At 57.4% G+C, this 17,217-nt stretch carries 15 protein-coding genes; 5 read left to right on the forward strand and 10 right to left on the reverse strand.

Annotation, left to right across the window (positions count from 1 at the left end; genetic code table 11):
- Nucleotides 1-20: 20 nt before the first annotated feature.
- On the reverse strand, nucleotides 21-1,937 hold the full coding sequence (gene ftsH / locus ACP4CD_RS06850; RefSeq protein WP_175463748.1) for an ATP-dependent zinc metalloprotease FtsH: 1,917 nt from the start codon (nucleotides 1,935-1,937) through the stop codon (nucleotides 21-23).
- Nucleotides 1,938-2,054: 117 nt separating this feature from the next.
- Nucleotides 2,055-2,675 carry a 23S rRNA (uridine(2552)-2'-O)-methyltransferase RlmE gene (gene rlmE, locus ACP4CD_RS06855; protein WP_168030459.1) on the reverse strand — a complete coding sequence of 207 codons (621 nt, stop codon included), beginning with the start codon at nucleotides 2,673-2,675 and terminating at the stop codon, nucleotides 2,055-2,057.
- Nucleotides 2,676-2,695: 20 nt separating this feature from the next.
- Between rlmE and yhbY the strand changes: the two genes are divergently transcribed.
- Nucleotides 2,696-2,989, forward strand: coding sequence for a ribosome assembly RNA-binding protein YhbY (gene yhbY, locus ACP4CD_RS06860; RefSeq protein WP_426994046.1), 294 nt, complete (start codon nucleotides 2,696-2,698; stop codon nucleotides 2,987-2,989).
- Between the two features lie 54 nt (nucleotides 2,990-3,043).
- Here yhbY and greA read toward each other — a convergent pair whose 3' ends face one another.
- The 4 genes from greA to ACP4CD_RS06880 all read right to left on the reverse strand — a co-directional run bounded on the left by greA (nucleotide 3,044) and on the right by ACP4CD_RS06880 (nucleotide 8,639).
- Entirely contained in the window at nucleotides 3,044-3,520 is a 477-nt protein-coding gene (gene greA / locus ACP4CD_RS06865; RefSeq protein WP_064025414.1) for a transcription elongation factor GreA, read from the reverse strand.
- A 20-nt stretch (nucleotides 3,521-3,540) separates the two neighbouring features.
- Nucleotides 3,541-6,762, reverse strand: a complete 3,222-nt coding sequence (gene carB / locus ACP4CD_RS06870; RefSeq protein ID WP_064025417.1) for a carbamoyl-phosphate synthase large subunit — start codon at nucleotides 6,760-6,762, stop codon at nucleotides 3,541-3,543.
- A gap of 18 nt (nucleotides 6,763-6,780) precedes the next feature.
- Nucleotides 6,781-7,914: a glutamine-hydrolyzing carbamoyl-phosphate synthase small subunit gene (gene carA, locus ACP4CD_RS06875; protein ID WP_071159439.1), complete on the reverse strand. Its 1,134-nt coding sequence runs from the start codon at nucleotides 7,912-7,914 to the stop codon at nucleotides 6,781-6,783.
- A gap of 221 nt (nucleotides 7,915-8,135) precedes the next feature.
- Nucleotides 8,136-8,639 (reverse strand): Spy/CpxP family protein refolding chaperone, encoded by a 504-nt coding sequence (locus ACP4CD_RS06880; protein WP_426994047.1) that lies wholly within the window; start codon nucleotides 8,637-8,639, stop codon nucleotides 8,136-8,138.
- Between the two features lie 186 nt (nucleotides 8,640-8,825).
- On the opposite strand from ACP4CD_RS06880, the gene ACP4CD_RS06885 reads away from it, so the two are divergent.
- Both ACP4CD_RS06885 and ACP4CD_RS06890 read left to right on the forward strand, forming a co-directional pair.
- A complete protein-coding gene (locus tag ACP4CD_RS06885; RefSeq protein WP_426994048.1) occupies nucleotides 8,826-9,509 on the forward strand; it encodes a response regulator in 684 nt (227 codons plus the stop codon).
- A 48-nt stretch (nucleotides 9,510-9,557) separates the two neighbouring features.
- On the forward strand, nucleotides 9,558-11,060 hold the full coding sequence (locus ACP4CD_RS06890) for a sensor histidine kinase (protein ID WP_426994049.1): 1,503 nt from the start codon (nucleotides 9,558-9,560) through the stop codon (nucleotides 11,058-11,060).
- Between the two features lie 137 nt (nucleotides 11,061-11,197).
- Here ACP4CD_RS06890 and ACP4CD_RS06895 read toward each other — a convergent pair whose 3' ends face one another.
- Both ACP4CD_RS06895 and ACP4CD_RS06900 read right to left on the reverse strand, forming a co-directional pair.
- Nucleotides 11,198-11,911, reverse strand: coding sequence for an EF-hand domain-containing protein (locus ACP4CD_RS06895; protein ID WP_217631699.1), 714 nt, complete (start codon nucleotides 11,909-11,911; stop codon nucleotides 11,198-11,200).
- 293 nt (nucleotides 11,912-12,204) lie between these two features.
- The gene (locus tag ACP4CD_RS06900) at nucleotides 12,205-12,771 is read right to left on the reverse strand and encodes a c-type cytochrome (RefSeq protein ID WP_426994050.1); all 567 of its coding nucleotides are present in this window, start codon (nucleotides 12,769-12,771) and stop codon (nucleotides 12,205-12,207) included.
- A gap of 208 nt (nucleotides 12,772-12,979) precedes the next feature.
- On the opposite strand from ACP4CD_RS06900, the gene ACP4CD_RS06905 reads away from it, so the two are divergent.
- Nucleotides 12,980-14,638 carry a putative transporter gene (locus tag ACP4CD_RS06905; RefSeq protein WP_071159449.1) on the forward strand — a complete coding sequence of 553 codons (1,659 nt, stop codon included), beginning with the start codon at nucleotides 12,980-12,982 and terminating at the stop codon, nucleotides 14,636-14,638.
- On the forward strand, nucleotides 14,635-15,258 hold the full coding sequence (locus ACP4CD_RS06910; RefSeq protein WP_426994051.1) for an alpha-ketoglutarate-dependent dioxygenase AlkB family protein: 624 nt from the start codon (nucleotides 14,635-14,637) through the stop codon (nucleotides 15,256-15,258). Before ACP4CD_RS06905 ends, ACP4CD_RS06910 begins: the two co-directional genes overlap by 4 nt.
- On the opposite strand, the gene ACP4CD_RS06915 is transcribed toward ACP4CD_RS06910, so the two are convergent.
- Together ACP4CD_RS06915 and ACP4CD_RS06920 are read right to left on the reverse strand one after the other, a co-directional pair.
- Nucleotides 15,194-16,936, reverse strand: a complete 1,743-nt coding sequence (locus ACP4CD_RS06915; protein ID WP_426994052.1) for an LTA synthase family protein — start codon at nucleotides 16,934-16,936, stop codon at nucleotides 15,194-15,196. The genes ACP4CD_RS06910 and ACP4CD_RS06915 overlap by 65 nt on opposite strands.
- Nucleotides 16,929-17,159 carry a hypothetical protein gene (locus tag ACP4CD_RS06920; protein WP_426994053.1) on the reverse strand — a complete coding sequence of 77 codons (231 nt, stop codon included), beginning with the start codon at nucleotides 17,157-17,159 and terminating at the stop codon, nucleotides 16,929-16,931. Before ACP4CD_RS06920 ends, ACP4CD_RS06915 begins: the two co-directional genes overlap by 8 nt.
- Between the last annotated feature and the right edge of the window lie 58 nt (nucleotides 17,160-17,217).

A 17,217-nucleotide genomic window follows, 5' to 3' on the forward strand; every position in this document is an offset into this window, starting at 1 on the left:
TTGGTTTTGCCGAAAATTACTTAGCCTTGTTCTGCGGCGCCGCCGATCGAAGAATCGGGCGTTTTTTGATCCCAAGGGCCGGTTTGCGCGTCGGTGTTGGAGGACGGAGTATCATCCCAACCCTTTGGCTCCCGTACCGGCCGTCTTTCCATCAAGTCGTCGATTTGATATTTGTCGATCGTTTCGTATTTCATCAACGCGTCGGCCATCGCGTGCAGGATATCCATATTATCCTTCAAGATCTTCTCGGCACGCTCGTAATTGCGGTCGATGATGGAGCGAATTTCCTCGTCTATCGTATGGGAGGTTTCTTCCGCGACGGACTTATGTTGAGTCACCGAACGACCCAGAAAAATCTCGCCTTCTTCCTCACTGTATGCTAACGGCCCCAAGCGCTGCGACAAGCCCCATTTGGTAACCATATTGCGGGCCAACTCGGTCGCTCTCTCGATGTCGTTGGACGCACCGGTCGACACCTGTTCCCAGCCAAAAATCAGTTCTTCGGCAATCCGACCGCCATATAAACTGGAGATCATGCTGTCCAACTTGCATTTGCTGGCGCTGTATTGGTCGCGCTCCGGCAAGAACATCGTCACGCCCAATGCGCGTCCGCGCGGCATGATACTGACTTTGTACACCGGGTCGTGCTCCGGAACCAAGCGGCCGACAATCGCATGACCGGCTTCGTGGTAGGCAGTCATTTTCTTTTCTTTCTCGTCCATTACCATCGAGCGCCGCTCGGCGCCCATGATCAATTTGTCCTTGGCTTTTTCCAAGTCCATCATGCTGACCAGACGCTTGTTCAAACGCGCCGCGAACAAAGCCGCTTCGTTGACCAAGTTAGCCAAATCAGCCCCGGAAAACCCTGGCGTGCCTTGCGCGATGTATTTGATCTTGACATCTTCGGCGGCCGGCACTTTCTTCAAATGCACGTTCAGTATCTGTTCGCGGCCTTTGACATCGGGCAAACCGACGACCACTTGACGGTCGAAACGACCGGGACGCAACAATGCTTTATCGAGGACGTCTGCACGGTTGGTGGCCGCGATGACAATAATACCCTCGTGCCCCTCGAAACCGTCCATTTCGACCAGCAACTGGTTCAAGGTTTGTTCGCGCTCGTCGTTACCGCCACCCAAACCGGCACCGCGGGAACGACCAACCGCATCGATCTCATCAATGAAAATGATGCAAGGCGCATGTTTCTTGGCTTGATCGAACATATCCCTGACCCGAGAAGCACCGACACCGACAAACATCTCAACGAAATCCGAACCGGAAATCGTGAAGAACGGCACTTTGGCTTCGCCGGCAATCGCACGAGCCAGCAAGGTCTTACCGGTACCCGGAGGTCCGACCATCAATGCGCCGCGCGGTACTTTACCGCCGAGACGTTGATATTTGGCGGGATCTTTCAAGAAGTCGACCATTTCCTGAACTTCTTCCTTGGCCTCGTCGCACCCGGCAACGTCGGCGAAGGTCACTTTGTTCTGGTCTTGATCCAGCATGCGGGCCTTGCTCTTACCAAAGCCCATAGCACCGCCGCGACCACCGACTCCGCCGCCTTGCATTTGACGCATGAAGAACACCCAAACCGCAATCAACAGCAGGATGGGTCCAAAAGACACGAACACCTGCATTAGCATCGAAGGTTCTTCGGGGGGCTGCACATTGATTTCGACGCCGTTGCCCAACAGATCATCGATCAAATGCGGATCGTTGGGCATATAAGTCTTGAACTTATCGCCGGTCTGCATCCGTCCCTTAACCGTGTTGTCGGCTATCACTACTTGCTGGACTTGTCCGGCTTTTACCGCATCAATCAGCTGCGAATACGACAAGTTCGAATCGCTACGCGCCGAGCGCGCGCCGAAATTGTTGAATACGGCCATCAATACAACGGCGATAACCACCCACAAAACCAAATTTTTAATCATATCGCTCAAAGTACGCGCTCCGGCCAGGAATGGCTCCAAACGTTTATAAACCGAGTAATTGTATCAGGTATACTCGTAGCTCGCCGCCCATCATAGCTCGATCAGCGGGGACTTTCCTTATTTTTTAAATCCTTTCGCCAGGATATAGACCTCGTTACTCCTGGGTCGCGACGCTTTCGGCTTACGGATTGCCACGCTGTTGAAGCGTAGCCGCACCTGATTATAGTACTCGTCGAAACCAGCGCCTTGAAACATTTTTATTAAAAAGGTCCCGCCTTGGATTAGAAACTGCTCGGCGGCATCCAATGCCAGCTCGCCTAAGTAGATGGCCCGCGGTTGGTCGGTCTCCCGGCTACCACTCATATTGGGGGCCATGTCCGACAATAACAAGTGTACCGGTCGACCATCGAGCACTTGATAAAGTTGTTGCAACACCTCGTCCTCGCGAAAATCGCCTTCGATAAAGTCAACGCCGGCAATCGGCTCGATGGCCAGTAAATCCAGCGCGACCACCTTGTCGCTTTTCGCGAGCATCTTGCGAGCGTACTCCGACCAGCCGCCGGGAGCGGCGCCCAAATCGACGACATTCATTCCCGGCCGTAAAATCTTGTCCTTTTCTTGAATTTCAACCAGTTTGAAGACGGCACGGGAACGATATCCCAAAGCTTGGGCCTTCTTGACATACTCGTCTTGAAAATGTTCCTGCATCCATTGTTGACTACTTTTGCTGCGTGCCATATGCCCGATTCATGTAAAATTTGCGGAAATACCACAGAAGGAAACAGAGTGAATCCGATCCAAAAAAACAACTGAAAGCCCAGGCGCACGCCCTCAACCCGGTAGTGATGGTCGGACAAGCCGGCTTGACGCCCGCCGTAGTGAAAGAAGTCGATCAAGCGCTACTCGCCCACGAACTGATTAAAGTCAAAATCCGCGCCGAAAGACACGATCGCGCCGCGATCAGCGAACAAATCTGTGGGGAAACCGGTGCCGAACTGGTGCAATCGATAGGCCAAATCGCGGTGTTGTTCAGGCCCAATCCTAAGAAGTAACCCCGGCCTAGCAGCCGTTGAGAAAGCCAGCCCCCTCTCAACGGCGAACGCCGGCTAAATATATTTTACTGAAATAATTTCGTACTCGATATCGCCGCCCGGCGCCTTGACGACTACTACATCCTCGACTTCCTTGCCGATCAAAGCTCTGGCTATCGGCGAGCCGACCGAAATTCTCCCTTCCTTAATATTGGCTTCGTCCTCGCCAACGATTTGATAGACAACCACCTTACCGGAACCGGTATCCTCGATTTCGACGGTAGCGCCGAACACCACCTTACCGTTGGCATCGGTTTTGGTCACATCGATAATATTGGCATTCGACAACTTGCCTTCGATCTCGGCGATTCGACCCTCGGCAAAACTTTGCTGTTCGCGCGCGGCATGATATTCGGCGTTCTCCTTCAAATCGCCGTGCTCGCGCGCTTCGGCGATCGCCTGAATAATGCGCGGTCGAACCACGGTTTTCAACTCTTCCAGTTCGGCGCGCAATTTATTGGCGCCGACCACGGTCAACGGAAATTTCTGCATTTCCTCTTCCCCTCTTCAATTCATCCGTTAAAGGTTTGATGTAAATCCCGCAGGCAATTAACATCGCCGGCTTCGAGTTCGCCCAAGGCGTAGCACGCGGCGCGAGCGCCGGCCATCGTCGTGTAATAGGTGACCCTGCGCTGCAAGGCCTCACGCCGCATCGTGAACGAATCCGCCACCGCCTTGACCCCTTCGGTGGTATTGACGACTAATTGGATTTCTCCGTTTTTAATCATATCCACGGTATGCGGCCGGCCTTCGTTCACCTTGAACACTTCCTGGCAGGCGATGCCGGCTTCCCTCAGAACCCGCGCGGTACCGCGCGTCGCGACGATCTCGTAGTTCTTGGCGATCAACATGCGCGCCAATTCCGGCAATTTTGCCTTGTCGGCGTCGCGGATACTGATCAGCACCTTACCACTATGGCTCAAATCCACGCCTGAAGCCCTTTGCGACTTGGCGAAGGCTTCTCCAAAGGTCTTGCCGACGCCCATTACCTCGCCGGTAGATTTCATCTCCGGCCCCAACAACGGGTCGACGCCGGGGAATTTAATGAAAGGAAACACGGCTTCCTTGACCGAGAAATATTCGGGAATACGCTCTTCGGTAACCCCTTGCTCTTTCAAGGATTTACCGGCCATGCAGCGCGCGGCGATTTTCGCCAATGGATAGCCGGTCGCCTTGGACACGAACGGCGCGGTCCGCGAAGCTCGCGGATTGACCTCCAGCACAAAGATTGTCTCGCCTTGAATCGCAAACTGGGTATTCATCAAGCCGCGAACGCCTAACGCTTCGGCCATTTTCGCAACCTGCGCCCGCAACTGATCCTGGATATGCAGCGGCAAATCGTAAGGCGGCAAAGAACAGGCCGAATCGCCGGAATGCACGCCCGCTTGCTCGATATGCTCCATCAAGCCGCCGATCAGAACGGTTTCGCCGTCGTAAATCGCGTCGACATCCATTTCCACGGCATCGTCCAAAAATCTATCCAGCAACACTGGCGAATCGTTGGAAACGCTAACCGCTTCCTTCATGTAACGGCGCAGGCCTTCCTCGTTGAACACGATTTCCATCGCCCGACCGCCCAATACGTAGGACGGCCTTACCACCAACGGGTAGCCGATTTCCTTCGCCGACGCGACGGCCTGTTCGACCGAACGGGCGGTAGCATTGGGCGGCTGCAGCAAATTCAAGCGTTCCAGCAACTTCTGGAAGCGTTCGCGATCTTCGGCCAAGTCAATTGAATCAGGCGAAGTACCGATAATCGGCGCGCCGGCCGCTTCCAACGCTCGCGCCAGTTTCAGCGGCGTTTGTCCGCCGTACTGGACGATGACGCCCTTGGGCTTTTCCAGATCGATGATTTCCAGCACGTCCTCCAGCGTTAGCGGCTCGAAATACAAGCGATCCGACGTATCGAAGTCGGTGGATACCGTCTCCGGATTGCAGTTGATCATGATGGTTTCGTAACCGTCTTCCCGCAGGGCCAGCGCCGCATGTACACAACAATAGTCGAATTCAATACCCTGCCCGATCCGGTTAGGACCGCCGCCCAAAATAACGATTTTTTCCCGAGAGGATGGATTCGCCTCGCACTCTTGTTCGTAAGTCGAATACAGGTAGGCGGTATCCGATGCAAATTCAGCCGCGCAGGAATCGATGCGCTTGTAGACCGGACGCACCCCTTTCTTGTGACGCACGTTGCGCACTTCCGATTCCTTGGTTTCCAGCAGCTTCGCCAATCGTTTGTCGGAAAACCCCTTGCGTTTGAGCCGTAGCAATTCGCCGGGCTCCAAAGTCGCCAGGGTTTTGGTGGCCAAGGTTTTTTCGGTATTGATCAAATCCTCGACTTGCGCCAGGAACCAAGGGTCGATTTTCGATGCTTGATGAATTTCTTGGAAGCTCAAACCGCTCCGAAAAGCGTCGGCCAAATACCATAAGCGTTGCGGGCCGGGATAGCGCAATTCCCGCAGGATGATGTCTTCGCTGTTAGCGTCGCCAAGATCGGCAATTTCGTCGAGACCGTCAACTCCGACTTCCAAGCCGCGCAAGGCTTTTTGCAGCGATTCCTGAAAGGTGCGGCCTATCGCCATCACCTCGCCGACCGATTTCATCTGAGTGGTCAACCGATCGTTGGCTTGCGGAAACTTTTCGAACGCAAAGCGCGGTACTTTCGTGACGACGTAGTCGATAGTCGGCTCGAACGACGCCGGCGTCTTACCGCCGGTGATCTCGTTTTTGAGTTCGTCCAACGTAAAACCGACCGCCAATTTGGCGGCAACCTTGGCAATCGGAAAGCCGGTGGCTTTGGAAGCCAATGCCGACGAGCGCGACACGCGCGGATTCATCTCGATGACAATCAAACGACCATTGTCGGGGTTGATCGCGAACTGCACGTTGGAACCGCCGGTATCGACCCCGATCTCCCGCAATACCGCCAGCGAAGCGTTACGCAGAATCTGATATTCCTTGTCGGTCAGGGTTTGCGCAGGCGCGACGGTAATCGAATCGCCGGTATGCACGCCCATCGGGTCGAAATTCTCGATAGAGCAAATGATGATGCAGTTATCCTTGGAATCGCGGACCACCTCCATCTCGAACTCTTTCCAGCCCAAAACCGATTCTTCGATCAATAGTTCATTGGTCGGCGACAAATACAAGCCGCGCTCGCAAATCTCAATGAATTCCTCGCGATTGTAGGCAATACCGCCACCGCTACCGCCCATCGTAAACGACGGCCGGATGATGGTCGGATAGCCGACTTTTTCCTGAGCCGCGAAAGCTTCCTCCATGCTATGAGCGACTTGCGAGCGCGCTACTTCCAGGCCGATCTTGCGCATCGCCTGGTTGAACAGATCGCGATCCTCGGCCTTGTTGATGGCTTCCTTGGTGGCGCCGATCATTTCGACGCCGTATTTGGCCAGAACGCCATGCTTATCCAAGGCCAACGCGCAATTCAGCGCGGTTTGGCCGCCCATCGTCGGCAGCACCGCGTCGGGACGCTCTTTTTCGATGATTTTCTCGACGGTTTGCCAGTCGATAGGCTCGATGTAAATCGCGTCGGCCATGTCCGGATCGGTCATGATCGTCGCCGGATTGGAGTTGACCAGGATTACCCGGTAGCCTTCTTCGCGCAAGGCTTTGCAGGCCTGGGTGCCGGAGTAGTCGAACTCGCAAGCCTGACCGATCACGATCGGTCCGGCGCCCAGTAACAAAATCGATTTTATGTCGGTTCTTTTTGGCATATCACTCTAGGGAAATCTTTAAGCGGAACGAGGCTGGTTCATCATTTCCAGAAAAACGTCGAACAAGGACTCGACATCGTGCGGGCCGGGGCTGGCTTCCGGATGACCTTGAAAACTGAAGGCCGGCACGTCGGTACGGGCAATGCCTTGCAAACTGCCGTCGAACAACGACACATAGGTAGGCTTTAAGTTAGCCGGCAGGCTGTCGGCGCTGACCGCGAAACCGTGGTTTTGACTGCTGATCATGACCCGACCGCTCGCCAACTCCTGCACCGGATGGTTGGCGCCGTGATGACCAAATTTCATCTTCTCGGTTTTAGCGCCGCTGGCCAAAGCCAGCAATTGGTGTCCCAGGCAGATGCCGAACACCGGCAATTTTTTCTCGATGATGGCTCGGATCGCGGCGATTGCGTAATCGCACGGCTCCGGATCGCCAGGGCCGTTCGACAAGAACACGCCGTCGGGATTCATCGCCAACACCTGCTCGGCCGGCGTTTGGGCCGGAACGACGGTGACCCGGCATCCGCGACTGGCCAACAAGCGGAGAATGTTGCGTTTGACGCCGAAATCGTAAGCCACCACGTGCTTGGTTAAATTCGACGCTTGCGCGTGGCCTTCGCCCAATTTCCAGACCGTCTCGGTCCATTCGTAGGCTCGCGCGGTCGTGACTTCCTTAGCCAGATCCATACCCTGCAAGCCTGGAAAACCGTCGATGGCGGCCTTGGCAACCTCGACGTCGACGGCATCGCCGGCCATGATGCAGCCGCGTTGCGCGCCTTTATCGCGCAGCAGACGGGTCAATTGCCGGGTATCGATGTCGGCGATCGCGACAACGTTTTGTTCGCGCAAGTATTGCGGCAAGGTTTTTTCGATACGCCAGTTGCTGGCCAATTGCGGCAAATCACGCACGACCAGACCGCTGGCGTAGACCTTGGCCGATTCGTCGTCTTCGGCGTTGGTGCCGACGTTACCGATATGCGGATAGGTCAAAGTGACGATCTGTTTGGCGTAGGACGGATCGCTGAGTATTTCCTGATAACCGGTCAGTGCCGTGTTAAATACCACTTCCCCCACGGAACAACCGTCGGCGCCGATCGACGCCCCGTGAAACACCGTCCCGTCTTCCAATACCAGTAATGCAGGTTTATTCAAGATTGGCCACCTTAGATGTAGAAAACGGGATAAGTCTTGCGACTCATCCCGTTCCAGAGAGATAAAAACAGGCCAATTTTACGAAATTATGCCAGTTTGGTCATTAATAATTTTCTATTTTGGTGCATTGAGGAAAATCCCGATGCGGCGGACGGTCAATCGAATTCGATCGCCGTAGCGCCAATCCAGAGGGTTGGGCTATGAGCGATCAGCAGATCTGTTCAATGATCGCGCTTGGCCATGTCGGCCAACATCGCTTGCTGTTGTTCGCTGGTCAACAGCTTGAAAATACCGTTATCCAATTTGGCTTTTTGCAGCATGGCACGACGTTGTTCGGCCAATTGATTGTCGATTAACTTCGCGGCGGCGTCCTCGGAAAATTCGCTGGAAAACGACAGTTTATGCTGTTCGCGCACCGCGTCCCGAAATTCGTCGCGCTTGGCGCCGGGTTCGCCGAGCGTAGTCTTGATCAGCGCCTTAATCGCGGTTTTCTGCTGCTCGGACAGCTCCAACTTGGCCAAATAAGGCGGCAACTCACCACCGGGATGTTTAGCCTGATGATGCGGCGGCCGCCCACCGTGCGCGGGCCCCTCCAATTCAGGATCAACATCGTTATTGGCGTACATGACCGCCCAGTCGCGCGGCGCGGAGCCGAACGTCGGTTGAGCCTGGGCGGCGATCGGTAGCGCCAACATCAGTGCTAAATAAGAAAATGGTTTGTTCATAGAGTTTCCTCGAAGTCGATTAAGAATTCGACATCGCCTAGCGGGCGGCGTCGGAATCCAGTATGCCAATCGCTAAGTTAAGTGGCGTTAGAGCGATGTAAATTCAGGTAAATGCGGCGATCCGACGCTGGCGCGCGCCGACGCCGGCCGTTATCATGAACCGGTCTAGCTTAGAGATTCCCCGTTATGAACACTGTACTGATTATCGACGACGACACCGAACTGGCCGCGCTGTTCGGCGAATACCTGCAACAGGAAGGGTTTGGCGTGGACATTGCCAACGACGGCGCCACCGGCCTGGCAAAAGCCCTGTCCGGCGGGTATCAACTAGCGATCTTGGACATCATGCTCCCCGACATCAAAGGCACCGAAGTCCTCGCAAAAATTCGCGCCGAAAGCCGTTTGCCGATTCTGATGTTTACCGCCAAGGGCGACGACGTCGACCGAATCATCGGCCTGGAGTCCGGTGCCGACGACTACGTCCCCAAACCGTGTACGCCCCGCGAATTGGTGGCGCGGATACGTGCGATTTTGCGGCGGGTTCAGCGCGATATCGCGACCTCATCCGGCCCTATCGTTGCCGGACCGCTGAAGATCTGGAGCGAGAAACGCAAAGCGCTGTGGTTCGAGCGCGACTTGGAACTGACCAGCACTGAGTTCAATTTGCTGGAAACCCTGGCCAGCCACGTCGGCCATATCGTCAGTAAAAACGAGTTGTCGGAGAAAGCCCTGGGCCGGCCGCTGGCGCGCTTCGACCGCAGCATCGACGTACACATGAGCAGTATTCGCCAGAAACTCGGCACCCAACAGGACGGCCGCTCCTATATCCAGACCGTGCGCGGCCAGGGCTATCAAATGATTAAAGCCTGACCCGATGGACCGTTTGTTCTGGAAGTTTTTTTCGCCTTCTGGCTGGCCTTGCTGACCGCCGGCTTCGGTGTCGGCAGCGTGGTCTGGTTGCGCCATAACGCCCAACACGCGGCCGAGAATCAAGCGCGCAACCAAACGATCGACGTCCGCCGCGCGGCGTTGATCGAAGTCGCCGCGCGGATTCTGACTCACGGCGGCTCCGACGCGTTACGCGAGTTTCTCGGCGCCTTGAGCCAAACCCGATTTCCGGCAATTTTCGCGGTGGATAACGACGGCCGCGACGTGTTGAATCGCGAGCTGTCACCGGAGGTCTTGAAGCAAGCGCGCGAATTGCACGACAAAGGCACTTATCCCGACGCGTTGCGAGAAATTTCCGCCGGGGATGGTCGGCAATATCTGCTGTTTATTCCGGCGCGCGAATTCGGTCTGGCAGACGTCCTGAAACCGTTGCTACGCGCCGGCGAACCGCATTTTTTCGACGATCCGCCGCCGCGCCCTCCCGACTTCGATCGTCATAACGGTCGCGGACCAAAACCCGACTTCGCCGATTCAGGCCCGCCGCCGCGCGACGGTCTACTACATCGAGGCGGTCCGCCGCCGGAATTCGGCGACGGCGGACCGCCGTCTCGCGAGCCCCCGCCCCCGGTGTTGCCTATCGCCGCCGGCACCCTGGCCGGTCTGCTGTTCAGCAGCCTGTTGGCTTGGTACTTCGCCAAACCGATCCGCACCCTGCGCGCGGCGTTCGCCGCGCTGGCCCAAGGCAAGCTGGACACCCGCATCGCCGATCGCATGGGACATCGCCACGACGAATTATCCGATCTGGGCCGCGACTTCGATCACATGGCCGGACAAATCGGCGACTTGGTCCACGCTCAACAGCGCTTGTTGCACGACGTCTCCCATGAGCTACGCTCGCCGCTGGCCCGCATCCAGGCCGCGATCGGTCTGGTACAGCAAATGCCCGCCAAATTGCCGGCCACATTGGAGCGCATCGAACGCGAATCGCAGCGCATGAGCGATTTGATCGGCGAACTATTGATGCTATCGCGCTTGGAAAGCGGCGTGTCGGCGAAACCGACCGAAACCGTCGACCTCGACGAATTGCTAGGCGACATCGTCGCCGACGCCGAACTGGAAGCGGCCGGCCGCATCCGCCTAGTCTACCGGGCGGGCGGCGAAATCCTGTTGCGCGGCGACGCCGAGTTGCTGCACCGCGCCTTCGAGAACGTCATCCGCAACGCGGTTCAGCATTGTCGTACCGACGGCGCGGTCGCGATCGCGCTCAACTCGGACGGCAAGCTCGCCACCGTCTCGGTCGAAGACGACGGCCCCGGCGTGCCGGAAGCCGAACTGGAAATGATATTTCAGCCATTTTTCCGTAGCCGCAATCACAACAAGGCAGGCAGTACCGGCCTGGGTTTGACGATTGCATTACGGGCCGTGGCGGCCCACCGCGGCAGCATCCATGCGGTCAACCGGCCACGCGGCGGCTTGAAAATCATCCTGGAATTTCCGCTCGGCGCCCCAAGCCCGGCAAGCCCCCACACTTGACCCACCGACCAAACCGGCCTCGGTCGGGAGCACGACCGAACAGTCTGCGTGCCCATCAACCGTGCGATTGGCGGCAACGCGGCGTAAAGACCGGCGCGTGCCGACCAAGCCGCTTGCCGCCTGCATGGGCGGATGCCTCAAGCGGTCGTCGAAATCCCGGCGCCATTGCGGTCTCTATCGCCTCCGCCGCCATAGGCATGAATCAGTTGCATCATTTGTTTCATGAATTGTTGGTCGAGGCTGGAAGTGCCGGCGGACGCTGTTGTCGTGGCCGAATCGGCCGAAGCGCTATCCGACCCCGATGTGTTTTTGGCGTCTTCGTAAGCTTTGGCCTCGCTGGCGCTGACCTTGCCGTCGCCGTTGCTGTCGGCGGCGTCAAAGTTGGCGGCGATATCGCTTAGCGTTTGCGAACCTTCGCTGTCGGTGGCACTCAATTTCTCCGACATACTGGATAATTGATCCTTGGTCAAACCTGAATCGTCCTCGCCGCCCGGCGGTGGCGGCGGCATGTCGCCCTGCCCTTGCATCCGCATCCTCGGAAACGGGCCGTCTAACTCCGATGCCAATTTTTCCAGGGTTGCCTGCATTTCCGATTGGGTTACCTTGCCGTCGCCATCGCCATCCAACTTAGCAAACAGGTCGTCGGCGCTGCTATTCGAGCTCGAATCCGAACCGGACACATTGCTCAACGCTGCTTGTAAATCGCTCTTTTCGATATAGCCCTGGCCCTTGGTGTCCAGCTTGGAAAACAAGTCCTCGGCCATTTTGGCGGTATCGGGTTTTTGCAAGGCTTTCATGCCGCCGTACATCGCTCCCGCGCCGGAACCGTTAATGCTGCTGATGCTACTCATCGCTGTATCCTCATCTTTACTAGGTAGTGACCGGGCAACCTGCCAAGGTTGCCGCCGATTAACGCGGAAATCGGCCTGTCTGGCCGCGCCGCACTAGAGCTAGTGCAAACTATCGGCCTAAATCCGCCGTTCTGGACGACAGTTTTGGTAAAGATGAGTAAAAGCTGGTTAAGAAATGTCGAGGAAGAAGCCTCGAAATCGAATGAATTCGCCGATTTGCAACAAAAAACCGGCCGGTGGCAAGTCGGTTTGCCGCCGGCCGGCAAGTCTTTGCCACCCCGCGCGGACCTAGCTTACAAGGACGCCAAATAGGCCGCCAGCGCTTTGATGTCGTCGTCTGAAAGCGACTGAGCCATCGCATTCATTTGCGGTGCTTTACGGGCGCCTTTCTTGAAATCGGTCAATTGTTTGACTAGGTATTTGGGTAGCTGGCCGGCCAGTTTCGGCGCCATGCCGACGCCTTGAGCGTTATTGCCGTGACAACCCAGGCACATGCCGGCCTTATCCTTGCCAAGTTTGGCCAATGCCGGATCGCCGCCGGCCGATTTGCCTTGCAAGCTGGAAAAATAGGCGGCCAAATTTTGCATATCGGCATCGCTAAGTTCCTCGGCAATCGGCCGCATGACCGGGTCATCGCGCATGCCGGAGCGAAACTTGACCAGCTGACCTTCAATGTAACCGGCATTCAGACCGGCCAAGCTCGGCCACAGCGGCCCGCTACTCACGCCAACCGGACCGTGACAGGCTTGGCAGGCGGCCGACTTTGCCTTGCCTGCCCCGACATCGGCGGCCTGCGCGGCGCCCGCGAACAAGGCGAATAACGCCAGCCATTGAATTTTGATATTGTAAGATCGCTTCATAGACTTCTCCCGGTTTGGATAATGGACTCGCGAATTAAATGATGGCATCCCGATTGGTTTTTGACGTTGCCGCTACCCTGCGCGCGACCATCATAGTCAGCCTCGGCCGGCTAGGCAAACCCGCCCGCATGGCGCGGCCGCGCCGCTTAGGTAACAGGTATCGATTTGCCCGACAAACCGGCCGAATCCAGATTGGAGCAGAGCGCCGATGAACTGGCTGCTGACTCTGATCGAACAAGATTCGGTGCCGCATACGCTGCTGATCATCGCGCTGGTCGTCGCCAGCGGGTTGATACTCGGCCGGCTGTCGTTGGCGGGCATTCAGCTCGGTATCGCCGGCGTGCTGTTCTCCGGCTTGCTGTTCGGTCATTACCGATTAACGATCAATCCGGAAGTGATGCACTTTTTACGCGATTTCGGCCTGGTTTTGTTCGTGTATGCGATCGGCCTGCAAGTCGGGCCCGGCTTTGCCAACTCGTTCATGCGTTACGGCTTGCGGTTGAACGGGCTGGCCGCCGCCATCGTCGGCTTGGGCGCGCTGTTGGTGGTGGCGATCGCGCACTTCGGCGAGATTCCGATGCCGGTCGCGGTCGGCCTGTTTTCCGGCGCCACCACCAATACGCCGTCGCTGGCGGCGGCTCAGCAAGTGCTCGGCGGCACGCCGGGCATCAACCCGGAAACCTTGAAAATGCCCGGCCTGGGTTACGCGGTGGCCTACCCGTTCGGCATCATCGGCATCATCCTGACCATGCTGATCTATCGAAAACTCTGCCAGGTGGACATCGACGCCGAAACCCAACAGTACGCCGAAAGCCAACAAAAAAACGATGTGCCGATCTGGAAGGACTTGCGCGTCGAAAACCTGAACTTGCACGGCAAGACGCTGGAAGAGATTCCGTTTATTCACGAGCATAACGTGGTGACCACCCGGATTCTGCACGAAGGCCAAGTCCAGTTGGCCAAGCGCCAAAGCCAACTGGCGGTCGGCGACATCCTGCGCCTGGTCGGTCCGCGCGAGCCGTTGGAACAGCTCAAAATGCTAATCGGACCGGAATCCGACGTCGACCTGAAACAAATCCCCAGCCATCTGGACAGCAAGCGCATGGTCGTGACCGACCGCTCGGCGATCGGCGTTACCATAGGCGAGCTTTGCCTGCTCTACGGCGTGACGATCTCCAGGGTACATCGCCCAGACGTGGAATTCTCGCCGGCCAGCAACGTGCAGGTGCAATACGGCGACGAGTTGCACGTGGTTGGCAGTAAACAGGCGCTGACGAACATCGCGGCGGCCTTGGGCAACTCGCTGGAGACGCTGGACCACCCGCAAATCATCCCAATCTTTATCGGCCTGACTCTGGGTATTTTGCTGGGCAGCATTCCGTTGTACGTGCCCGGCGTACCGTCGGCGATCAAACTCGGCATGGCCGGCGGCCCGCTGTTGGTCGCCATCGTGTTGAGCCGCATCGGCAATTGGGGCACGGTCACCTGGCACTTGCCGAAAAGCTCGAACATCATTTTGAAGGACATCGGCATCGTACTGTTCCTGGCCTGCGTCGGCCTGAACTCCGGCGACCAATTCGTCGCCACGCTGGTGCACGGCGACGGCGTTTACTGGATGGCCTGCGCGGCGGCGATTACCTTATTGCCGCTGTTAATCGTCGCCGGCATTGCCCGGCTGGTTTACAGGATGAACTTTCTGTCGCTATGCGGTTTGCTGGCCGGCAGCATGACCGATCCGCCGGCGCTGGCCTTCGCCAACAGCTTCAGCCCGTCGCCGGCTGTGTCGGTGGCCTACGCCAGCGTGTATCCGCTCGTCATGATCCTGCGCATCGTCGCGGCGCAAATGTTGGTCCTGCTGGTCCATTGACCCATACCGCCGACAACCTGGCGCCGTTCGACGGCGAACTGTATTGGCTACGCGGTTTTTATCAGCCGTCGGTGGCCGACGATCATTTCGCGCGCTTGTTAACCGAACTGGCCTGGCAATCCGAACAAATCCACCTGTTCGGCCGCTGGGTGACCGTGCCGCGCTTGATGGCCTGGTACGGCGACGCCGACGCCCATTACCGCTATTCCGGCGTCGATCACCCTCCTCTGCCGTGGACCGCCCACTTGCAAGCCCTGCGCGGCGAGCTGGAGACGGCTTGCGACCATCCCTTCAATAGCGTGTTGGCCAATCTGTACCGCGACGGCCGCGACTCGATGGGCCTCCACGCCGACGACGAACCCGAATTGGGCCGCAATCCGCTGATCGCTTCGCTGAGTTTCGGCGACAGCCGGCTACTACGTTTTAGGCACAAGCGCGGCCGCGAAACCCTGGACATCGATTTGGCGCACGGCGACTTGCTGATCATGGCCGGCAGCCTACAACACCATTGGCGTCACGAATTGCCGAAAACCCGTCTAGCCAAGCAAGCGCGCATCAATTTGACCTTTCGGCGGATTGCCGCGCCGCCCAGTCCGCTCGGGCAATCCGTGCCGAATTGACCTTGTCCAGCCACTCGCGCGCCAAATTCGGATCGGCCGGCGCCTTGCCGGCTAAGCGGGTCGCATCGCCATCCAGCTTGATCAGATAATCGGCGTCCTCGCTAAACAAACTGACCATATCGCGATTGTCGCCGCGCCGATGCAAAATGAAACGCGGCGGGGCGCCGGCCAGCAAATCGCCGATCCAATCGCCGTGGCATTGCCGGCCTTCGATCAGGCCGCGCAGGCTGTGATACACGTCGATTTGCTGAAACGGCCGAGCTTCCACACCGGGCGGGATGCCGCGGCCGGCCAGTACCAACGGCACTCTGGCCGAGGCCTTGAACGGCCCGAAGCGCTCGCCCTCGGCTTTTTTCAGCGGCGTCATCGAATGATGATCGCCGACAATGACCAACACCCCGTTGTCGAAAAATCCCGAGGCCCGCAATTGCCGGTAAAACCGGCCCAATTGTTGGTCGGTATAACGAATCGCCGCCGACTCGGATTTTTCCTTGGTCTCGGGATTGATGTAGGGATGGTGACTGCTGACGGTCTTGGCGAACAGTAAATACGGTCCGCGTTGCGCGCCAACGCGCTCCAGCAGGCGCCGATACAAGGCTTCGTCCGGCGCGGCCTGAAAATGAAAGCGCTCCCAGCGGTCGTATTCCGGATGATCGTGGCCTTCGACACCATCGAAACCGGCGCGCCGCGCCCAATCGCCGGTATTGCCGAACTCCAGATCGGCGGTGGTCAGGAACTCGCTACGGTAACCGAGCGGTTTTAACACACGCGGCAAGGCCGGCAAATCGTAAAAACTATGGAATGACGTGCCGCCGTCGTCGCTGTAGCTGGACGGCGGATACAGCGGCAAAATCCCGGTCAATAACGCAATTTCGCCGTCCTCGGTAATAAAGCCGTTGGCGTAAAACTGGGTGTAGGCCCGTTGTTCGGCGGCAATCGCGTCCAAATTCGGCGTCCAGTCCTCGATACCGGAAAAGAATCGACTCTGGTAGGCCGACAGCGACTCGACCATCAGGACAATGACGTTGGGCGCGACCGGCACCGCCGTTTGACAACTCAAGGTTTCGCGATACCGCAGCGCATGCCGGAAAGCCGGACTGTAAGGCGAGGCTTCCGACAGGATCGTCAGGTTGTAGTCAATGACGTTTTTGTAAATCCAGGCGTGGGCGTAGCGCTCGTTTTCCGCGAAGGCGGTAGCCAGCGGCAGACTGCAAATCAGTGCCAGCGGCCACTTCCGGCGGGTCGCGACGGCCGGAAACCGCGCCAGAACCCAGTAAGCCGGCAATATCGCCAGCGCCGCGCCCAGCAAGGCCAGCCCGGCATCGCTCAAGCCGTAAATTTGCCGAATGTATTTCAGCGAATAATCGGTGTATTTAATAGCATCGCCGAGCGCTAGATGGGTATTGAAATTAACGATGATCGCGTAATCGATCCAATACACCGCCCATATCGCCAAGGCCGTCAGGCGTAACAGCGCTACCGCCGGACGCGGCAAGCGTGGCGACAGCGACACATATCCCAATAACAAGATCGCGAAAAACAGTACCGCGTCGTTGGCAATCACCTGCCCCAGACCCAGCCAGCGGGTGCCGGTGTAGTCGTAAATAAAGCGATCGACGTACAGCCCTTTCAATGCCAGCGGCGCGGCCAACAACAGCCAGCCCAGTAATTTAAGCATTTTGGCCTTCAACGGCGTTTGAGACGGAGAAATCGACACCATCCACGACAAAAAGCGATCCGCAATAGCGCGCCGTCAGCGGTGACCGGCGATCAAACACCGCATCATCGGAACAAGACGGAACTATTAACCCGGCCCTATTGATCACAGGTATTTCATTTGGGCTGAGCTCGTCGAAGCCTAGGCTGGTGGGTGCTTCGACGGTCGGGCGAACGATATTCAAGGGGCCAGGTCAATAAGTGATGAGGGCGGACTGTCCGGGTTTCCGGTATTCAATTCAG

It is taken from the genome of Methylomonas stagni (genome assembly GCF_050154735.1).
In the GTDB taxonomy this organism is placed as follows: Bacteria; Pseudomonadota; Gammaproteobacteria; order Methylococcales; family Methylomonadaceae; genus Methylomonas; species Methylomonas koyamae_A.